We start from the raw sequence: 16,016 nt of genomic DNA, 5'->3' as shown, positions 1-16,016 counted from the left end.
GCCGCCCTCCGTGGCTACTTGCGGACCTGCTTCAGGTCCGCCTCCACCAGCGACATCATGTCCGCGCCGATGGCGGCCGCGCTCTTGTCGTACACCACGCGGACCGCTTCACGCATGCGGGCCAATTCGGCCGGGGCGATGGTGTTGACCTGCATGCCCTTGGCCTTGAGGCGATCGACGCCCTCCACCGCCATCTGGCGGTTGATCCTGCGCTGCTCGCCACGCAGGGTATTGGCGCAGTCCCGCAGCACGGTCTGTTCAGCCGGACTGAGCTTCTCGAACAGGCTCTTCGAATACAGCAGCAGCGAGGGGTTGTACATGTGCCGCGTCATGCTCAGGTACTTCTGCACCTCGTAGAACTTCGCGGTCTCGATGATGGGCACCGGGTTCTCCTGTCCGTCGACCGCCTTGGTCTCCAGCGCGGAATAGAGCTCCGTGAAAGGCATGGGAAAGGCAAAGCCGCCCATGGCCTTGAAGGTCTCCACCACCATGGGGTTGGGCATGGAGCGGATCTTCAGTCCCTTGAGGTCTTCCATGCGGGTGATGGGAAGCTTGGAGTTGGTGGCGTTGCGGAAACCATTCTCCAGGTAGGTCAGGTTGACCAGGCCGACGTCGAGCATGCGCCGCGTCAGCAGCTCGCCAGACTTGCCGTCCAGCGCAGCGTCCGCTTCCTTCTCGTCCGCGAACAGGAAGGGCAGATCGTAGACCGCGGCGGAGGGAATCATCTGGGACATGGCGGAGGTGGCGGTGACCACCATGTCCAGCGTGCCGGAGCGCAGTTGCGCGATGGCCGGTGCATCGTTGCCCAGGGTGCCGTCAAAAAAGTTCTGCACCTTCATCTTGCCAGCGGACTTGTCACCCACGCACTGGGCGTACTTGACCAACCCCACGCCCAGCGAGTGCTCCTTGGAGAGCACCAGCGACGCACGGATGGTGCGCTCCTGAATCTGGGCTTGGGCAGTGGTGCCGGCGGCCGCCAGCGCGAGAGCGGCCGCGCAGGCGGCCAGCGGGCGCAAGGCGCGCCGTTGGAGGAATTGCATGGGTAGGTTCCTTGAAGCGGTCAAAGGGGAATGGGGGAATGTGCCGGGCCAGGCTCAGCGCGTGCGGGCGCGCCGCAGTTCGTCGTTGACGAGGTTCATCATCTCCTCGCCGATCACCGGGGCTTGGCTGGCATAGAGGCTGGCCGATTTCTCGCGCATGCGTTGCAGCTCGGCGTCGCTGACCTCGTTGATCTGCATGCCGTGCGACTTCAGCCGGGCAATGCTTTCGCCCACCTGCTGACGGCTGATGCGCCGCTGGGCCTCGCGTGTCTGCACCGCGCAATCGCGCAGGGCCGCCTGCTCCACAGGCGCGAGCTGGTCGAACAGGCGCTTGGAGTACAGCACCATGGCGATGTTGTACATGTGCCTGGTCAGGCTCATGTACTTCTGGACCTCGTAGAACTTGGTCTGTTCCGTGATGTTGACCGGGTTCTCCTGTCCGTCCACCGCCTTGGTCTCGAGCGCCGAGTACAGCTCGGGGAATGGCATGGGAATGGCGAAGCTGCCCAGGTTCTTGAAGGCTTCGACCATGACGGCGTTCTGCAGAATCCGCAGCTTGAGCCCTTGCAGGTCTTCCATCTTCTGGATCGGGCGCTTGGAGTTGGTCACGTGGCGAAAGCCGGTTTCCCAGTACGCCAGATTGACCAGGCCCACGCCGGCGAGCTTGCTGCTGAGCAGTTCACCGGCCTTGCCGTCGGCGAGCAGGTCGCCTTCGCGCTCGTTGGCCACCAGGAAAGGCAGGTCGAACACACCTGCCATGGGGATCATGGCCGTCATGAAGGAGGTCTGCGAGACCACCATGTCCAGGGTGCCGGAGCGCAACTGCTGGATCGCGGGTGCGTCGGGCCCCAGGGAAGCGGACCAGTAGGGCTCGATCTTCATCTTGCCGCCGGACTTCTGTGCCACGCACTGCTGCACCATGAGCAGACCCTGGCCCAGCGCGTGCTCCTTGGTCAGCGTGAACGATGCGCGGATGGTGCGTTCCTGGAACTGGGCCTGTGCGGTGCCGCTGGCCAGCAGAATGGCCGTCGCGATGGGAGCGGCCCAGCGCGAACCTAGAAGCGCTTGGAAAAAGGACATTTCTTGTCTCCTGTTGTGATGGTGATGGTGGGATGGATGCGCCTGTGCCGACGCTTTGGAACAGCAGATCCGCTCAGCGAGCGGCCTGCGGATTCAGGAAAGGACAGCGCAGCATGGCGGCTTCGCGGGATTCGGGCACTGGCGCGTCAGGCAGGCGGTTGCCGAAGACGCCCGCCGCCTGGAGTGCCTGGAGCTGCTCGTCGCTGTAGCCCAGCGTGTCGCGCAGGACATCGCGGGTGTGCTCGCCCAGGCGCGGCGCGGCCACCGGCTCGGCCATGGGTGTCTTGGACAGCGTGACCGAGGAGCGGATGTTGGCCACCGTGCCGCCGGCCGGATGCGGAACGTGCGAGACGATGTCGAGCGCCTCCGTCTCCGGCGCACGCAGGGCTTCGGCAATGGTGCGCACAGCGCCCGCCGGCACCCGCGCGGCGCGCAGCCGCGCCAGCCAGTTCTCGCGGGTGTCGGTGGCAAAGGCCTCGTTCACGGCCGCGAACAGGCGGTCGCGGTGCTGGAGACGGCCGGGCTTGTCCAGCAGCACCGGGTCGTTGGCCATGTCCTCGCAGCCGATCAGCTTGAACAGGCGCTGGTAGATGTCGGTGCCGGTGCAGGCGATGTAGATCGGCCGTCGCTCGCATGGAACACACCGGTGGGTGCGGTGTCGGGGCTGCCGTTGCCATGGCGCCCAGCGTTCCAGTTGTCCGAACTCAACACCTGCAAGGGGGAATAACCCACCATGGTCATGGCGCTGGCGTAGAGCGAGGTCTCGACGAGCTGGCCGCGCCCGCTGCGCTCGCGCTCGATGACCGCAGCCAGGATGCCATTGGCCGCCATCATGGAGGTGCCGATGTCCATGACGGACGCGCCGGTGCGCACGCCTTCCCGATCGGGATACCCGTTGAGCGACATGAAACCGCTCTCGGCCTGCACGATGGGATCGAAGCCCACGCGGTCGGCAAACGGACCGCTGCGGCCATAGGCCGACACCGAGCAGTAGATCAGGCGCGGATGGTCTTCGGCCAGTTCCTCGTAGCCCAGGCCAAAGCGCTCCATCACGCCGGTGGAAAAATTCTCCACCACGATGTCCGCGTCCTTGATCAGCTCGCGCAGCAACTGCTGGCCCTGCGGTGTCTTCATGTCCACCGCCACGCTCTTCTTGTTGCGGTTGACCCAGAGGAACGGCGCGCCCTCGCCATCGAGCTTGTCCAGCGCGGGCGGGTAGTGCCGGAACTCGTCCCCCCGCTTGGGGTTCTCGATCTTGATCACTTCCGCCCCGAGGTCTGCCAGCAGCAGCGTGGCGTAAGGCCCGGCCACGAAATGGGTGAAGTCGATCACCCGCATGCCGCGCAAGGGACCCTGCGGCCGGGCAGGCGCAGGTGTGTGTGCAAAAGATTCCATCACGGTTCTCCAAAGACATCCAGCCAATGAACCAAGCCCACGAGGGCCCGTTCCTCGACAGCTTCTGAAAAGCCCAGCTGTCGACCCTTCGCCGCGCCCCAGGCGCGACAGAGTGAGGCCGCGCTGCGGTGCGGGGCTCTGTCAGGTCCTGACAAACACCGCTTTGGTGTTGAGGAACTCCTCGATGTGCTCCACCCCGGACTCACGTCCGTAGCCACTCATCTTGTAGCCCCCGAAAGGCACCGCCGGGTCCATGGCCTGGTAGCAGTTCACCCACACGGTGCCGGCGCGGATCGCCGCCGCCATGCGGTGCGCCTTGCTGACGTCGCGCGTCCACACACCGCTGCCGAGCCCGAAAGGGGTGTCGTTGGCCCGGCGCACGAGGTCGTCCATGTCCTCGAAAGGCAGCGCGCTGATCACCGGCCCGAAGATTTCCTCCCGGGCGATGGTCATGCCGTCGCTCACATTCGCGAACACCGTGGGCGGCACGAAGTAGCCCTGGTCGTATTCACCTCCGCGCAGGCGCTGGCCACCGCTGAGGGCCGTGGCGCCTTCCTTCTGACCCACGTCCAGATAGCCCAGCACGCGCTCGAGCTGCCCACTGGAGACCACCGGCCCGATCTGCGTCTGCGGATCCAGGCCATTGCCCACTTTCAGCGTCTTGCCGTACTCGGCCACGCGGTGGGTGAACTCCTCGTAGATCTTCTTCTCCACGAACAGGCGCGTGCCCGCGCTGCAGATCTGTCCGGTGTTGGAGAACACCGCCATGGCCGCACCGGGCACGGCTTCGTCGAGGTTGGCGTCGGCGAAGACGATGTCGGGCGACTTGCCACCCAGCTCCAGCGAGAGGCGCTTGATGTTGCCCGCCGAGGCGCGGATGATGGCCTGCCCGGTCTCCGTGGAGCCGGTGAAGGCAATCTTGTCCACGCCAGGGTGAGCGGCCAGCGTGGCACCGGCTTCACCGAAGCCGGTGACGACGTTGACCACACCGGGCGGAAAACCCGCTTCCATCACCAGCTCGGCCAGCCGCAGCGGCGACAGCGAGGCTTGTTCCGCCGGCTTGAGCACGATGGTGCAGCCACTGGCCAGGGCCGGCGCGATCTTCCAGATGGACAGACCCAGGGGGCCGTTCCAGGGAATGATGGCGCCCACCACACCCACGGGCTCCTTCAGCGTGTAGCTGAAGACTTCGCCCGGCAGGGAGTTCTCTATGGTCTGGCCATGGATGGTGGTGGCCAGGCCGGCGTAGAAGCGCAGCAGGCCCACGGCACGGCGGCGACCGGCCTTGGTACGGGTGATGGGGCCACCCATGTCCAGGGTGTCGAGCAAGGCGAGTTCGTCGAAATGCCGCTCGACCAGGTCGGCCAGCCTGAGCAGAAGCTGCTGACGCTCGAAAGGCTTGGTCTTGCGCCAGGGGCCTTCGAAGGCACGGCGCGCGGCGGCCACCGCGCGGTCCACGTCGGCGGCGCCGGCTTCGGCCATTGTGGCCAGCTCTTCGCCGGTGGCCGGGTTGCTGGTGGCGAACGTCTTGCCGGAAGCGGCCGGCACCCATTGGCCGTCGATCAGCAGGCCCTTGGCCTTGCCGTCGAGGAACGCGGGGCGCAGGTACTGGGCAGGTGTCTGGTCGTTCATTGGTGGCTCCTTGGTTCAGGCATTGCGGATGCGCACCGGCATGGCGGCAAAACCCCGCAGGTTGTTGGCGAACTTGCGCTCGGCGGGGCCGACCACATCGATGACCCAGGGGCGCTTGAGGATCTCTTCCCAGAGCACGCGCAGCTGCAGCTCGGCCAGCCGGTTGCCCAGGCAACGGTGGATGCCCATGCCGAAGGACAGGTGCGCGCGCGGGTTGGCGCGGTCGATCTTGAACTGGTAGGGCTCGGGGATCATCTCCTCGTCCCGGTTGCCGGAGATGTACCAGATGACGACCTTGTCGCCCTTCTTCATCTTGTGGCCGCGGAACTCGGTGTCCTGCGTGACGGTGCGGCGCATGTGCGGCACCGGCGTGACCCAGCGGATGATCTCGGGTACCAGAGAGTTGACCAGCTTGGGGTTGGCACGCAGGCGGGCGTACTCGTCAGGAAACTGGTTGAGCGCAAGCAGTCCGCCGGTGATGGAATTGCGCGTGGTGTCGTTGCCGCCCACCATGAGCAGCACGATCATGCCCAGGAACTCCTGCGCCGGCATGTTGGCGGTGGCCGGCGAGTGCGCGAGCATGGAGATCAAATCCGGCCCGGGCGCCTGCTGCTTGCGCTGGTTGAACAGCACGCCGAAGTAGGCCGCGCACTCCTTGAGCTTGGCGTAGCGCTTCTCCTCGGTGTCGATGTCGCCACCCACCTGCAGGTCCACGTTGACGATGTCGCTCCAGTAGGTGAGCAGGCGGCGCTCGTCGCGCGGCGTGTCCATCAGCTCGGCCAGCACGCGACCGGTCAGCTCGATGGCCACGCGATCGACCCAGTCGAAGGTCTCGCCCACGGGCAGCGAATCGAGGATGTCGTTGGCCTCCTTGCGCACGCGGTCCTCCATGCGCACCAGGTTGCCCGGAGAGACCACGGGGCTGACCACCTTGCGCTGGTCGTCGTGCAGCGGTGGATCCGCATTGATGAAGCTGGTGCGGCGCATGCTTTCGGGCAGATCCTTGATGAGAATGCCGCCGTACTTCACGTCGGAAGAGAAGGTCTGGTGATCGATCTCGATATCGACAATGTCCTTGTAGCGCGTGACGTTCCACAGCGGGCCGTACTGGCTCTGCTTGAGGTAGTGCACCGGCGCTTCCTTGCGCAGGCGGGCGAAGATCGCGTCCTGCGTATCGGTCATGAAGCGGTACTGCAGCGTCGGATCGAGGTCCTCGATCGCTTGCTTTGTGGCATCGGGTGCGGGTGTCAGGGAGTCTTTGAGCACGGCTTGCATGGGGTGGTCTCCTCGTCGTGGGTTCAGTGCTGGCCGATGGGCAGGTGCAGGACCAGGCCATCGAGTTCGGGACGCATGGTGATCTGGCAGCACAGGCGGGAGTTGTCCTCCAGGATGGGCGAGAAGGTCAGCATGGAATGCTCCTGCTCGCCACGGCCACCGGTGCGCTCCACCCAGTCCTTGTCCACATAGACATGGCAGGTGGCGCAGGCGCAGATGCCGCCGCAGTCGCCATCGATGCCGGGCACGCCGTTGCTGACGGCGGCCTGCATGGCCGAGGTTCCGTCGGGCACGTCAACCACGTGTTCGGTGCCGCCGTGTTCGACAAATTTGATGATGGGCATGGGCTGTTTCTCCTGGATGGTGGGATGGTCAAGGCCCGTTCGGGCCGCTGTTTTTGTGAGGCGAATCGGTCGGTCAGGCAATGGCCACTTCCTTGAGTGGAATGGCCACATCGCGCAGGCGCTCGCCCGGCGTTCGCATGCGCTTGCCAATGGCCATGCGGGCGAAGGCAAAGTCCATGGGCGAGTTGACGGCTTCGACGGCGCGCAGAACGCCTTCGGGCGACAGATGGAAGATGGCGAACGCACGGCCCTCTGGATCGCCGCGCACGACCACCTGGTCGCCCGGCGTGGTCAGGCCGGCGATCTGCAGACGCAGGTCGAACTGGTCGGACCAGGTCCAGGGGGCCTCGGCCGGCGGTTGGGGCTTGCCGCACAGGCGGGCAGCCACCTGCTTGGCCTGTTCCATGGCGTTGTGCACGCTCTCCAGGCGCGCGCGCCGCTCAAAAAGAGCGATCGGGCGACGGGTGCAATCCCCGATCGCGCTGACGGCGGGGTCGCCGGTGCGCGCCTCCTCGTCCACCACGATGCCGTCTTCGCACGCCAGGCCGGCCTGCTCGGCCAGCGACTGTTCGGCCAGCACGCCGATGCCGACGAGCGCGAGGTCGCAGGGCAGCACACGGCCATCGGCCAGCCGGGCGGCGCGCACGCGCTCGGCCTCACCGTCAAAACCCACCACGCTGGCGCCGAGTTCGATGGCCACCCCCTGGCCGCGCGCATAGCCGGCCACGAAAGCCGCCAGCTCCCGCGAGGCCACGCGCGCCATCAGGCGGTCTTCGCGCTCCAGCACGCAGACTTCGGCGCCCAGGCTGCGCGCCGACGCCGCCGCCTCCAGGCCGATGTAGCCACCCCCGACCACGACGACACGCGTGCCAGGCCGCACCGCCTCGCGCAGGCGCATGGCGTCGTCGGCGGTGCGCAGCGACACCACACCCGCCAGCCCGGCACCGGGCACTGGCAACGGCCTGAGCCGTGCGCCGGTCGCGATCACCAGGTGTTCATAGGGCAGAAACTCACCGCCATCCAGATGCACCTGGCGGGATTCGCGGTCGATGCGCAGGACCTCGCGGCCCAGGCGCAGCGCGATCTGCCGTTCGGCGTAAAACGCATCGGGCTTGAGCTGCAGCTCGTCGGGAGCCACCTTGCCCAACATCAACCCCTTGGACAGCGGCGGACGCTGGTAGGGCGCACGCCGCTCTGCCCCAACGAGCGTGATGGCGCCGACCCAGCCGTACTGGCGCAACAGCGCGGCAACGGTGCCGCCCGCGTGGCCGGCGCCGACGACGACCACCGGACCGTGCATGCCTGTCGACATCAAACCTGTCTCCTTGTTTTCTTGGTAAGACCATTGTATTTAGACAAGATCAATGCGTCAACAATGATGTTTTGTTCATAAAAATCATATATTTACACAAATTATCCAAAAGACGACCATGGTCATATGGATCCAAAACTTTCATGGTCCTACCAATTGATGCGCCCAAACGTGGCCGCTTCCAGCAATCCAGCGGGTGGCTCAGGCGCTTGCAGGAATGGGGTTCAGCGCACGAACTGATCGACGAAGCCTTCGGCCGCCACCCCATCGTGCTCCAGGTACAGCCAACGCCCCTTCAGCACCAGACCATGCACCGGAGCCGGGTGACGGTCGTTCATGAGTGGGCTTTCAGGTCTTGTGAGGCCGCGCCAGCGCGCAACTCACGGTTACAGATAGCATCGGATCAATGGACCAACCTTATATAACCGCCAGCGCTGCCAAGCCAACCTGGTTGGTGGACTTCATCCTCGTCGCCGCCATCTGGGGATCGTCCTTTCTCTTCATGCGGCTGGCCGTGATCGAGTTCGGCACGCTGCCCACGGCCACACTGCGCGCCGGCATCGGCGCGCTCGCCCTGCTGCCGCTGCTGTTCCTGCACCGCCAGACCCGGCAGGCTTTGCGGGCATGGAAACCGCTGTTGGTCGCGGGCACGCTCAACGCCGCGCTGCCCTCGGCCGGCCTGTCCTTCGCGCTGCTCACCTTGAGCACGGGCCTGGCTTCCATCATGAACGCCACGGTGCCGCTGTTCGGTGCGCTGGCGGCCTTTCTCTGGCTCGGCCAGCGCCCCACCCGTCTGGCGACGCTGGGCCTGATCATCGGCTTCACCGGCGTGGCGTTGCTGGCCGGAGACAAGATCGGTTTCAAGGGAGGCGCGCAGGGTTGGAGCGCGGCACTGGCCATGTTGAGTGCCGCCGGCGGTGCGTGCAGCGGGGCCATATCGGCGCTGTACGCCCGCAAGCACCTGAGCCATGCCCCGCCCCTGGTCATCGCGGCCGGCAGCCAGATCGGCGCCACCGTGGTCATGGCCGTGCCCGCCCTGCTGCTCTGGCCGCAGGCGGCGCCGGGCCTGCGCGCCTGGCTCGCCGTGGGCGCGGCCGGCGTGCTGTGCACCGGCCTGGGCTACGTGCTGTTCTTCCGCGTGCTTGAACGCGCGGGCTCCACCCGCGCGCTCACGGTCACTTTCGTGATGCCGCTCTTCGCGATGTTCTACGGGCTGGTGTTCCTGAACGAACGCGTGACCCTCTCCATGCTGGCCTGCGCGGCGGTGGTGATCGGGGGAACGGCGCTGTCCATGGGCTTTGGGAGCGGCGTGGTCAAGAAGCCTTCTTGAGGGGCGGGTCGATCTTTCCGCCTCCCCCATCCATTCCCCCACGCAGCCGCACCACCACCTTCAGCCCACCCAGCGTTTCGGCACGTCCCAACTCCAGCCGGCCGCCATGCAGCCGCACGATGGTGTCCACGATCGCCAACCCCAGGCCACTGCCGGGCGCCTCGCTGCCGGGCACCCGGTAGAAGCGGTCAAGCACACGCACCCGGTCGGCTTCGGCGATACCAGGACCGCTGTCTTCCACCGCCAGCAGCACCTCGCCCCCTTCGGCAAGCACGCTCACATCCACCCGCCCGCCTTCCGGGGTGTACTTGAGGGCGTTGTCCACCAAGTTGCTCAGCAGAATGCGCAGAGGCTCGCTGTGGCCGATCACCTCGGCAGCAGCAGCGTGGCCAAGACCGAGGTCGATGCGCCGGGCGAGCGCCTGTGGCGCGGCGTCGGCCACGACCTGCGCGGCCAGCGTGGTCAGGTCTACCGCTTCTGCCGCATCGCCTTCTGTGCGGTGCGCCTGTTGCCGGGCCAGCATGAGCAGTTGTTCGACCAGGCGCGTGGCGCGGTCTATGCCCGCCAGCAGGCGCGTCACCGCGAGTTCGCGCGTGGCGTCGTCGCGCGCACGTTGCAGGCCCTGCGCCTGCAAGCGCAGCGCGGCCAGCGGCGATCGCAGCTCGTGCGCGGCTTCGGCCACGAAATGCTTCTGGGCGTCGAAGGCCTGGCGCACGCGGCCGAAGAGCAGGTTGAGCTCGCGCACCAGCGGGCGGATCTCGTCCGGCAGACCTGCTTCGCTCACCTCGGCCAGCTCATCCGCCTCGCGCGCGGCCACCTGCTGGCGAACCCGCGCCACAGGCGCCAGCGACACGCTCACCACCGCCCACGCCACCAGCATCAGGAGTGGCGCGATACCCAGGATGGGCAGCACGGTGCGCCAGGCAAGCGCACGCGCCATGTCCTGGCGCGGCCGCATGTCCTGCGCCACCTGGATCACCTGGGTGCGCGAGTTCATGGAAAACACACGGAAGGGCCGGCCATCCACGTCGATGTTGGAAAAACCCAGCACCGCGCGCTGCGGCAGGCTCGCCGCGGAGCCGGACTGGAAGACACGCAGACCGTCGTGCGTCCAGACCTGCACGAAGAAGTCGAACGCCTCCGGCGGAGGCTGTTCACCACCGGGCAGCGGCAGACCAGGCAAGGGGACGCCCGCGCGCAGCGCCTGCGCCATCTGCTCCATGTGGTAGTCGAACATCGCATCCGCCTCGGCGCGGGCCTGGCGGTAAACAATGGCCGCCTGCACCGCGGCAGCGCCCACGATGGCCAGCAGCAGCAGGGCCAGCAGGCGCGCGCGCAGCGAATGCAGGGACAGCCTTGGCAGCCGCATCGTCACACCTTGGGCACCATGTAGCCGACCCCGCGCACGTTCTGGATCAGACCGGCGCCCAGCTTCTTGCGCACGCCATGGATGTAGACCTCCACCGCGTTGCTGCTGACGTCGTCCTTCCAGCCATAGAGCTTCTCTTCCAGTTGCTCGCGGGAAAGCACGCGGCCGGGACGCGCGATCAGAGGCTCCAGCACCGCCCATTCGCGCGCCGAAAGCACCACGGGCTGGCCCTGTGCCATGACCTCGCGCGTGGCGGTATTGATGCTCACACCCAGGTGCTCGTACACCGGTTCGGCCCGGCCGGCGGCACGGCGCAGCAGGGCACGGATGCGCGCCAGCAGTTCATCGAGGTCGTAGGGCTTGAGGATGTAGTCGTCGGCGCCCGCATCGAGCCCCTGAATGCGCTGCTGCACCGAGTCGCGCGCGGTGGCGATGAGCACGGGCACCCGGTCCTTGCGAGCGCGCAGCTCGCGCAACACATCCAGGCCGTCGCGTCGGGGCAGGCCCAGATCCAGCAGGATCAGGTCGTAGCTCTGCGACCGCGCGGCCGTCGCCGCCATCTCGCCATCACGCACCCAGTCCACCGCATAGTGTTCGGCGCGCAGGAGGTCGAGCACCGCCTCGCCGATCATGGTGTCGTCTTCTACCAGCAACAACCTCATGCCTGTCTGCTCCCCGGACCGGATTCAAGCAGGGCCCGCACCGTGCATGGTGGGGTGTTTGACTTAGATCTATCTTAGGCGCTTGCGCGCCGGTTGCCGGTTGCCGGTTGCCGGCCATCAACCCTCGGCCAGCAGTTTCTTCACGTCGTTGGCGAGCAGTTGCGCGCCGCTGCCGTAGCGGTGGTAGAGGCGGATGCGGCCCTGGGTGTCGTAGACGTAGCTGCCCGCCGAATGGTCCATGGTGTAGCTGGTGGGCGTGGGCCCTTCCACTTTCTTGTAGTAGATCTTGAAGCTCTTGGCGAGCTCCGGCAGCTTGTCCAACGAGGTGTAGAGGGCCAGGAAGCTCGGGTCGAAGTTGGCCATGTACTGCTTCATGATCTCGGGCGTATCGCGCTCGGGATCGACGCTGATGAACAGGCCCTGCAGACGATCGCCGTCCGGACCCAGCAGGCGTTTGGCCTCGGCCATCTCGGCCATGGAGGTCGGGCACACGTCGGGGCACTGGGTGAAGCCGAAGAAGATCACCACCACCTTGCCCTTGAAATCGGCCAGGGTGCGGGTCTGTCCATTGTGGTCGGTCAGCGAGAAGCCGGTGGCGTAGTCCGCGCCGGTGATGTCGACCGCCGCGAAGGATGGCGAGGACGCCTGGTCGGAACAGGCGGCCAGTCCCAGGGAGCCCAGGCTCATGGCAAGAAGTTGTCGGCGGTTCACGGTGGTGCCCTTGTTGCAGGTCAGAGGTAGTGATCCACCAGCAGCGCCGCAAAAAGCAGCGAAAGGTGGACCAACGAAAAACGGAAGGTCTTGCGCGCCAGCTCATCGGAGTAATTGCGCCACAGCGCGAAGGCATAGGCAAAAAAGCCGGCGTTCAGCAACACGGCGCTGATGAGGTACAGCCAGCCGCTCATGCGCATCATGAAGGGCATGAGGCAGGCAGCGAACAGCACCAGCGTGTAGAGCAGGATCTGCAGCCGCGTGAACTCGGAGCCGTGCGTGACGGGCAGCATGGGCAGCCCGGACTTGCGGTAGTCCTCCACGCGGTAGAGCGCCAATGCCCAGAAGTGCGGAGGCGTCCAGAGGAAGATGATCAGGAACAGGATCAGCGCCTCTGGCGCGACCACGCCCGTCATGGCAGCCCAACCCAGCACCGGGGGCATGGCACCCGAGGCGCCGCCAATGACGATGTTCTGCGGCGTCAGGGGCTTGAGAATCACCGTGTAGACCACGGCATAGCCGACGAAAGTGGCAAAGGTCAGCCACATCGTCAGCGGGTTCACGAACAGGTAGAGGATCGCCGAGCCGGCCGCGCACAGCGCGGCGGAGAAGGTCAGTGTCTTGCCGTTGGTGAGTTCGCCCTTCGCCGTTGGGCGCCAGGCGGTGCGCTTCATCCGGGCGTCGATGTGCTGCTCGACCACGCAGTTGAAGGCCGCGGCCGCGCCAGCGACCAGCCAGATACCGAAGCAGGCCACAGCCGCCAGCCTGACCTGCGGCCAGCTGGGCAGGCCCGGCACGGCCAGCACCATGCCGATCAGGGCACAGAAGACGATGAGCTGGATCACGCGCGGCTTGGTCAGCGCGTGGTACTGGCGCCAGGCCGAGGGCAAGGCGGGCGTGGCGGCGGAAGAGGTGGGGACACCGCTCATGGGGTGGGCCGGGAAAGATGCAGGGATGAAGAACTGGCCGCGCGCGGTGCGTCGGCCTCTGGCGCGCGGCGCGTGCCCGTGAGCGCTCCGGTGAGCACGACGACCATCGCCGCGGCTCCGCCGGTGTGCGCCACGGCGGCCAGCAGCGGCCAGTCCAGCACCACGTTGGTCAGGCCGCTGGCGAACTGCCAGGCGGCCAGCAACAGCAGCGCACGGGCCGTGGACTGCAGGCCATCCACTCGGCGCAGGCGCCAGCCCAGCCAGGTCAGCGCGGCCAGCACGGCGTAGGCCACCAAGCGGTGCGTGTAATGGATGGCGGTGAGCGCGGGAAACGCGATGGATTCGCCGGCCCGGTTCTGGCCGAGTTCGCGCCAGAGCGTGAAGCCCTGGCGGAAGTCCATGGTCGGCCACCAACTGCCCTGGCAGGTCGGGAAGTCGCCGCAGGCCAGCACGGCGTAGTTGGTGCTGACCCACCCGCCCAGCGCGATCTGCAACCAGAGCAAGGCGGTCATCAGCACCAGTGCCAGGCGCAAGCGCCCGGGCAGCGCCACCGGTCCGCGGTGCCCCGGCTCGGCCAGCGCGTAACCCACCGACTGCGCGCGCAGCAGCGCGAGCAGCACCATGCCGCCCAGCAGGTGCAGGGTGACGACGGCGGGAAACAGCTTCATGGTCACGGTGAGTGCGCCAAAAGCCCCTTGCAGGCAAACCCAGAGCAGGGTGACCAGCGGCCACACGAAGGACACGGCCAGGCGGCGACGTTCCACCCAGCTCACCATGGCCAGCACCAGGATGAGCACGCCCACGGCGGTGGCCAGGTAGCGGTGGATCATCTCGATCCAGGCCTTGGAGAAGGTCACGGGGCCGGTGGGCATGGCCTCCTGCGCCGCCGAGATCGAGGCGTGCGCACCCACGGGACTCAGACTGCCATAGCAGCCTGGCCAGTCCGGGCAGCCCAGGCCGGAATCGGTCAGGCGCGTGAAGGCGCCAAACAGCACCAGGTCAAAGGTGAGAAACAGCGTGACCAGGGTCAGCACACGCAGGCGGTGCGCGGGCGGCGCATGCCGGTTGCGCAGCCAGACCCAGGCCAGCGGCCCGAGCGCAATCACCACGCCCAGCAACATCATGCGGGCCACGGGGGCCAGGTTGTAAAGCGGTTGTGCGGCGTCCATGGGGCTCGGTATTCAGTGTCCGCTGCCGGAACGGTCCCACGACGACGAGGCTCGCAGCAGGCGTTCGAGGTCGCGCTTGGCGCGCGAGGGATCGAGCTGCGCGGGAAAACGCATCATCCAGTTACCCAGCGGGTCGACCACATAGAGGTGGTCCTCGATCTTCTGGCCCGGCGCCGGTTGCAGCCAGTCGGCCACCGCCTGGGCATCCACCTTGAGCACGACCGCTGCAGCCGTGGCCTTCTGCAGGGCAGGTGCGACCTCGGACTCGCCGGTGCGCAGCCAGACCCAGTCCACCCGGTCCTTTTCACGCCCCAGCGTCTCGCGCAACTGGCGCTGCAGGTAGAGGTGCTCCTGGCAGACCTGCGGGCAACTGCTGTCGGCCACGCTGATGAGCAACCATTGGTCCTTGAGCGTGTTCAGCGGCACCGCCTGGCCCTGGGCGTCGAGGCCGGTCCACACAGGCAACGGGCGCTGCGGCGTCACCAGTTCGCCATAGTTGGTGCGGCCCTCGGGCCGGATCACGTAGTAGGTGAAGTAAGAGGCGATCACCGGCGTGGCACACACCAGCAGCAGGCCCAGCATCTTCCAGCGCCCCATGCGGGTGGAGGCCAGCGCCTGGGCGCCGGCCTCGCCAGGACTGGGCAGGCTGTGCACGGTCAGCGTCAGGGGTTCATCGGGCGTCCGATCCATGGGCGCGGCGCTTTCTGCGGGGGGAGATGATTTGGAACCAGACATAGAGGATGCCCACGAGGGCGCACAGGGCAAACCACTGGAAGGCATACCCGTGGTGCTTGCTCACATCGACCGCCACGCGCGGCCATTCGCGCAGCAGGCCGTCGCTCGCATCGCCGGACTGCTGCACCGACACCGCCAGCAACGGCAGCCCGGTCTCGCGCGCGAACGCGGCGAGGTCGATATTCTGCCGGATCGGTCCCTCACCCGCCTCGCCCAACTCATATAGCTTGCCAGGCGGGGGGGCCAATCGGCCTTCGACACGGACCTCGCCCGGGGGCGTGGCGATCGAGGGCACGCGCGTACGGTCGTTGAAGTCTCGTGGCACCCAGCCGCGCTGCACCAGCATCACGCGGTCGCTGCCGCTCAAGCGCAGCGGGGTGACGAGGAAGAAGCCCGTACGGCCATTCATCTGGCGATTGTCCAGAAACACGCTGGCCGATGGCACCCAGGTGCCGCTGAGCGAGGCGGGCCGGTACACGCCGTCCAGGATGCCCGCACCTGCCCCGAGCAGATCGCCGTTGCGCCACGGCGCGAGGGCTTGCCGCGCGTCCATCTGCGCCTGCAAGGCCAGCTTCTGCGCAGCACGATCCAGTTGCCAGCGGCCCAGCGAGGCCGTGACCACCATGGTAGCCAGGGCCGCGATCGTCACGGTCCAGAAGCGCAGGGCGGAGCGGGGCGGCATGTTTCAGGCCCGCAGCCACGCAAGAGGCCGGCGCAGGAGGAGGATAATTCCGGGCATGAAGTATCTGGTTATCGTGGCCTTCGTGGCCATCATCGGCAGCCTGGGAGCGGCGCTCGTGTTCATGATGCGAGGAGGCCAGCAAGATGGCGATGCGGGCGACGGCCATGCGCCGCGCCGCAACCACATGGCCCGGGCCCTGGCATTCCGGGTGGGCTTTTCGGTGCTGCTGTTCGTGGTGGTGCTCATCAGCTACCTCATGGGCTGGATACAGCCCACCGGCCTGCCGCTGCGCGGCTGACCGGCGCCGCCCCCTTCAGCAGAAAAGGCGCCTCGCGGCGCCTTTTGCTTTGC

At 66.9% G+C, this 16,016-nt stretch carries 15 protein-coding genes and 2 pseudogenes; 2 read left to right on the top strand and 15 right to left on the bottom strand.

The window, feature by feature from the left end; genetic code table 11:
- Window positions 1-14 precede the first annotated feature (14 nt).
- The 8 genes and pseudogenes from KIT53_RS05480 to KIT53_RS05445 all read right to left on the bottom strand — a co-directional run.
- On the bottom strand, window positions 15-1,040 hold the full coding sequence (locus tag KIT53_RS05480; RefSeq protein WP_297748863.1) for a DctP family TRAP transporter solute-binding subunit: 1,026 nt from the start codon (window positions 1,038-1,040) through the stop codon (window positions 15-17).
- Between the two features lie 54 nt (window positions 1,041-1,094).
- Window positions 1,095-2,120 carry a DctP family TRAP transporter solute-binding subunit gene (locus KIT53_RS05475; RefSeq protein WP_297748860.1) on the bottom strand — a complete coding sequence of 342 codons (1,026 nt, stop codon included), beginning with the start codon at window positions 2,118-2,120 and terminating at the stop codon, window positions 1,095-1,097.
- A 73-nt stretch (window positions 2,121-2,193) separates the two neighbouring features.
- Window positions 2,194-3,458: pseudogene (locus KIT53_RS05470) on the bottom strand (CoA transferase).
- A gap of 198 nt (window positions 3,459-3,656) precedes the next feature.
- The gene (locus tag KIT53_RS05465) at window positions 3,657-5,147 is read right to left on the bottom strand and encodes an aldehyde dehydrogenase family protein (protein WP_297748857.1); all 1,491 of its coding nucleotides are present in this window, start codon (window positions 5,145-5,147) and stop codon (window positions 3,657-3,659) included.
- 15 nt (window positions 5,148-5,162) lie between these two features.
- Window positions 5,163-6,422 carry a cytochrome P450 gene (locus KIT53_RS05460; RefSeq protein WP_297748854.1) on the bottom strand — a complete coding sequence of 420 codons (1,260 nt, stop codon included), beginning with the start codon at window positions 6,420-6,422 and terminating at the stop codon, window positions 5,163-5,165.
- Between the two features lie 23 nt (window positions 6,423-6,445).
- A complete protein-coding gene (locus KIT53_RS05455) occupies window positions 6,446-6,766 on the bottom strand; it encodes a 2Fe-2S iron-sulfur cluster-binding protein (protein WP_297748850.1) in 321 nt (106 codons plus the stop codon).
- A gap of 73 nt (window positions 6,767-6,839) precedes the next feature.
- Entirely contained in the window at window positions 6,840-8,078 is a 1,239-nt protein-coding gene (locus KIT53_RS05450; RefSeq protein ID WP_297748848.1) for an FAD-dependent oxidoreductase, read from the bottom strand.
- A 248-nt stretch (window positions 8,079-8,326) separates the two neighbouring features.
- Window positions 8,327-8,407 (bottom strand): annotated as a pseudogene (locus tag KIT53_RS05445) (cupin); the annotation flags it as partial.
- Between the two features lie 77 nt (window positions 8,408-8,484).
- Between KIT53_RS05445 and KIT53_RS05440 the strand changes: the two are divergent.
- Window positions 8,485-9,408: a DMT family transporter gene (locus KIT53_RS05440; RefSeq protein WP_297748845.1), complete on the top strand. Its 924-nt coding sequence runs from the start codon at window positions 8,485-8,487 to the stop codon at window positions 9,406-9,408.
- Here KIT53_RS05440 and KIT53_RS05435 read toward each other — a convergent pair.
- The 7 genes from KIT53_RS05435 to KIT53_RS05405 all read right to left on the bottom strand — a co-directional run bounded on the left by KIT53_RS05435 (window position 9,392) and on the right by KIT53_RS05405 (window position 15,665).
- Window positions 9,392-10,777: an ATP-binding protein gene (locus KIT53_RS05435; protein WP_297748842.1), complete on the bottom strand. Its 1,386-nt coding sequence runs from the start codon at window positions 10,775-10,777 to the stop codon at window positions 9,392-9,394. The genes KIT53_RS05440 and KIT53_RS05435 overlap by 17 nt on opposite strands.
- Before the next feature lie 2 nt (window positions 10,778-10,779).
- Window positions 10,780-11,439, bottom strand: coding sequence for a response regulator transcription factor (locus KIT53_RS05430; protein WP_297748839.1), 660 nt, complete (start codon window positions 11,437-11,439; stop codon window positions 10,780-10,782).
- A 117-nt stretch (window positions 11,440-11,556) separates the two neighbouring features.
- On the bottom strand, window positions 11,557-12,126 hold the full coding sequence (locus KIT53_RS05425; RefSeq protein ID WP_297748825.1) for an SCO family protein: 570 nt from the start codon (window positions 12,124-12,126) through the stop codon (window positions 11,557-11,559).
- Window positions 12,127-12,170: 44 nt separating this feature from the next.
- Window positions 12,171-13,079, bottom strand: coding sequence for a heme o synthase (cyoE, locus tag KIT53_RS05420; protein WP_297748822.1), 909 nt, complete (start codon window positions 13,077-13,079; stop codon window positions 12,171-12,173).
- A complete protein-coding gene (locus tag KIT53_RS05415) occupies window positions 13,076-14,248 on the bottom strand; it encodes a COX15/CtaA family protein (RefSeq protein WP_297748820.1) in 1,173 nt (390 codons plus the stop codon). The genes cyoE and KIT53_RS05415 overlap by 4 nt, the downstream gene beginning before the upstream one ends.
- A 12-nt stretch (window positions 14,249-14,260) precedes the next feature.
- Entirely contained in the window at window positions 14,261-14,938 is a 678-nt protein-coding gene (locus KIT53_RS05410) for a hypothetical protein (RefSeq protein ID WP_297748817.1), read from the bottom strand.
- Complete coding sequence (locus KIT53_RS05405) at window positions 14,919-15,665, bottom strand: SURF1 family protein (RefSeq protein WP_297748813.1); 747 nt, start codon at window positions 15,663-15,665, stop codon at window positions 14,919-14,921. The genes KIT53_RS05410 and KIT53_RS05405 overlap by 20 nt, the downstream gene beginning before the upstream one ends.
- 55 nt (window positions 15,666-15,720) lie before the next feature.
- On the opposite strand from KIT53_RS05405, the gene KIT53_RS05400 reads away from it, so the two are divergent.
- Window positions 15,721-15,963: a twin transmembrane helix small protein gene (locus KIT53_RS05400; protein ID WP_297748810.1), complete on the top strand. Its 243-nt coding sequence runs from the start codon at window positions 15,721-15,723 to the stop codon at window positions 15,961-15,963.
- Window positions 15,964-16,016: the final 53 nt, after the last annotated feature.

Origin of the sequence: Hydrogenophaga sp., from assembly GCF_026125785.1 — a bacterium.
Lineage (GTDB): Bacteria > Pseudomonadota > Gammaproteobacteria > Burkholderiales > Burkholderiaceae_C > Hydrogenophaga.
Note: the sequence above shows the minus strand (reverse complement) of the source record. Positions and strands in the feature narration are given on the sequence as shown.

What these genes read in the sequence shown, in the direction of transcription:
- KIT53_RS05480 (WP_297748863.1), bottom strand. Translation starts at nt 1,040, where the DNA reads ATGCAATTCCTCCAACGGCGCGCCTTGCGCCCGCTGGCCGCCTGCGCG.
- KIT53_RS05405 (WP_297748813.1), bottom strand. Translation starts at nt 15,665, where the DNA reads ATGCCGCCCCGCTCCGCCCTGCGCTTCTGGACCGTGACGATCGCGGCC.
- KIT53_RS05425 (WP_297748825.1), bottom strand. Translation starts at nt 12,126, where the DNA reads ATGAGCCTGGGCTCCCTGGGACTGGCCGCCTGTTCCGACCAGGCGTCC.
- KIT53_RS05430 (WP_297748839.1), bottom strand. Translation starts at nt 11,439, where the DNA reads ATGAGGTTGTTGCTGGTAGAAGACGACACCATGATCGGCGAGGCGGTG.
- KIT53_RS05475 (WP_297748860.1), bottom strand. Translation starts at nt 2,120, where the DNA reads ATGTCCTTTTTCCAAGCGCTTCTAGGTTCGCGCTGGGCCGCTCCCATC.
- KIT53_RS05415 (WP_297748820.1), bottom strand. Translation starts at nt 14,248, where the DNA reads ATGGACGCCGCACAACCGCTTTACAACCTGGCCCCCGTGGCCCGCATG.
- KIT53_RS05465 (WP_297748857.1), bottom strand. Translation starts at nt 5,147, where the DNA reads ATGAACGACCAGACACCTGCCCAGTACCTGCGCCCCGCGTTCCTCGAC.
- KIT53_RS05410 (WP_297748817.1), bottom strand. Translation starts at nt 14,938, where the DNA reads ATGGATCGGACGCCCGATGAACCCCTGACGCTGACCGTGCACAGCCTG.
- cyoE (WP_297748822.1), bottom strand. Translation starts at nt 13,079, where the DNA reads ATGAGCGGTGTCCCCACCTCTTCCGCCGCCACGCCCGCCTTGCCCTCG.
- KIT53_RS05400 (WP_297748810.1), top strand. Translation starts at nt 15,721, where the DNA reads ATGAAGTATCTGGTTATCGTGGCCTTCGTGGCCATCATCGGCAGCCTG.
- KIT53_RS05450 (WP_297748848.1), bottom strand. Translation starts at nt 8,078, where the DNA reads ATGTCGACAGGCATGCACGGTCCGGTGGTCGTCGTCGGCGCCGGCCAC.
- KIT53_RS05440 (WP_297748845.1), top strand. Translation starts at nt 8,485, where the DNA reads ATGGACCAACCTTATATAACCGCCAGCGCTGCCAAGCCAACCTGGTTG.
- KIT53_RS05435 (WP_297748842.1), bottom strand. Translation starts at nt 10,777, where the DNA reads ATGCGGCTGCCAAGGCTGTCCCTGCATTCGCTGCGCGCGCGCCTGCTG.
- KIT53_RS05455 (WP_297748850.1), bottom strand. Translation starts at nt 6,766, where the DNA reads ATGCCCATCATCAAATTTGTCGAACACGGCGGCACCGAACACGTGGTT.
- KIT53_RS05460 (WP_297748854.1), bottom strand. Translation starts at nt 6,422, where the DNA reads ATGCAAGCCGTGCTCAAAGACTCCCTGACACCCGCACCCGATGCCACA.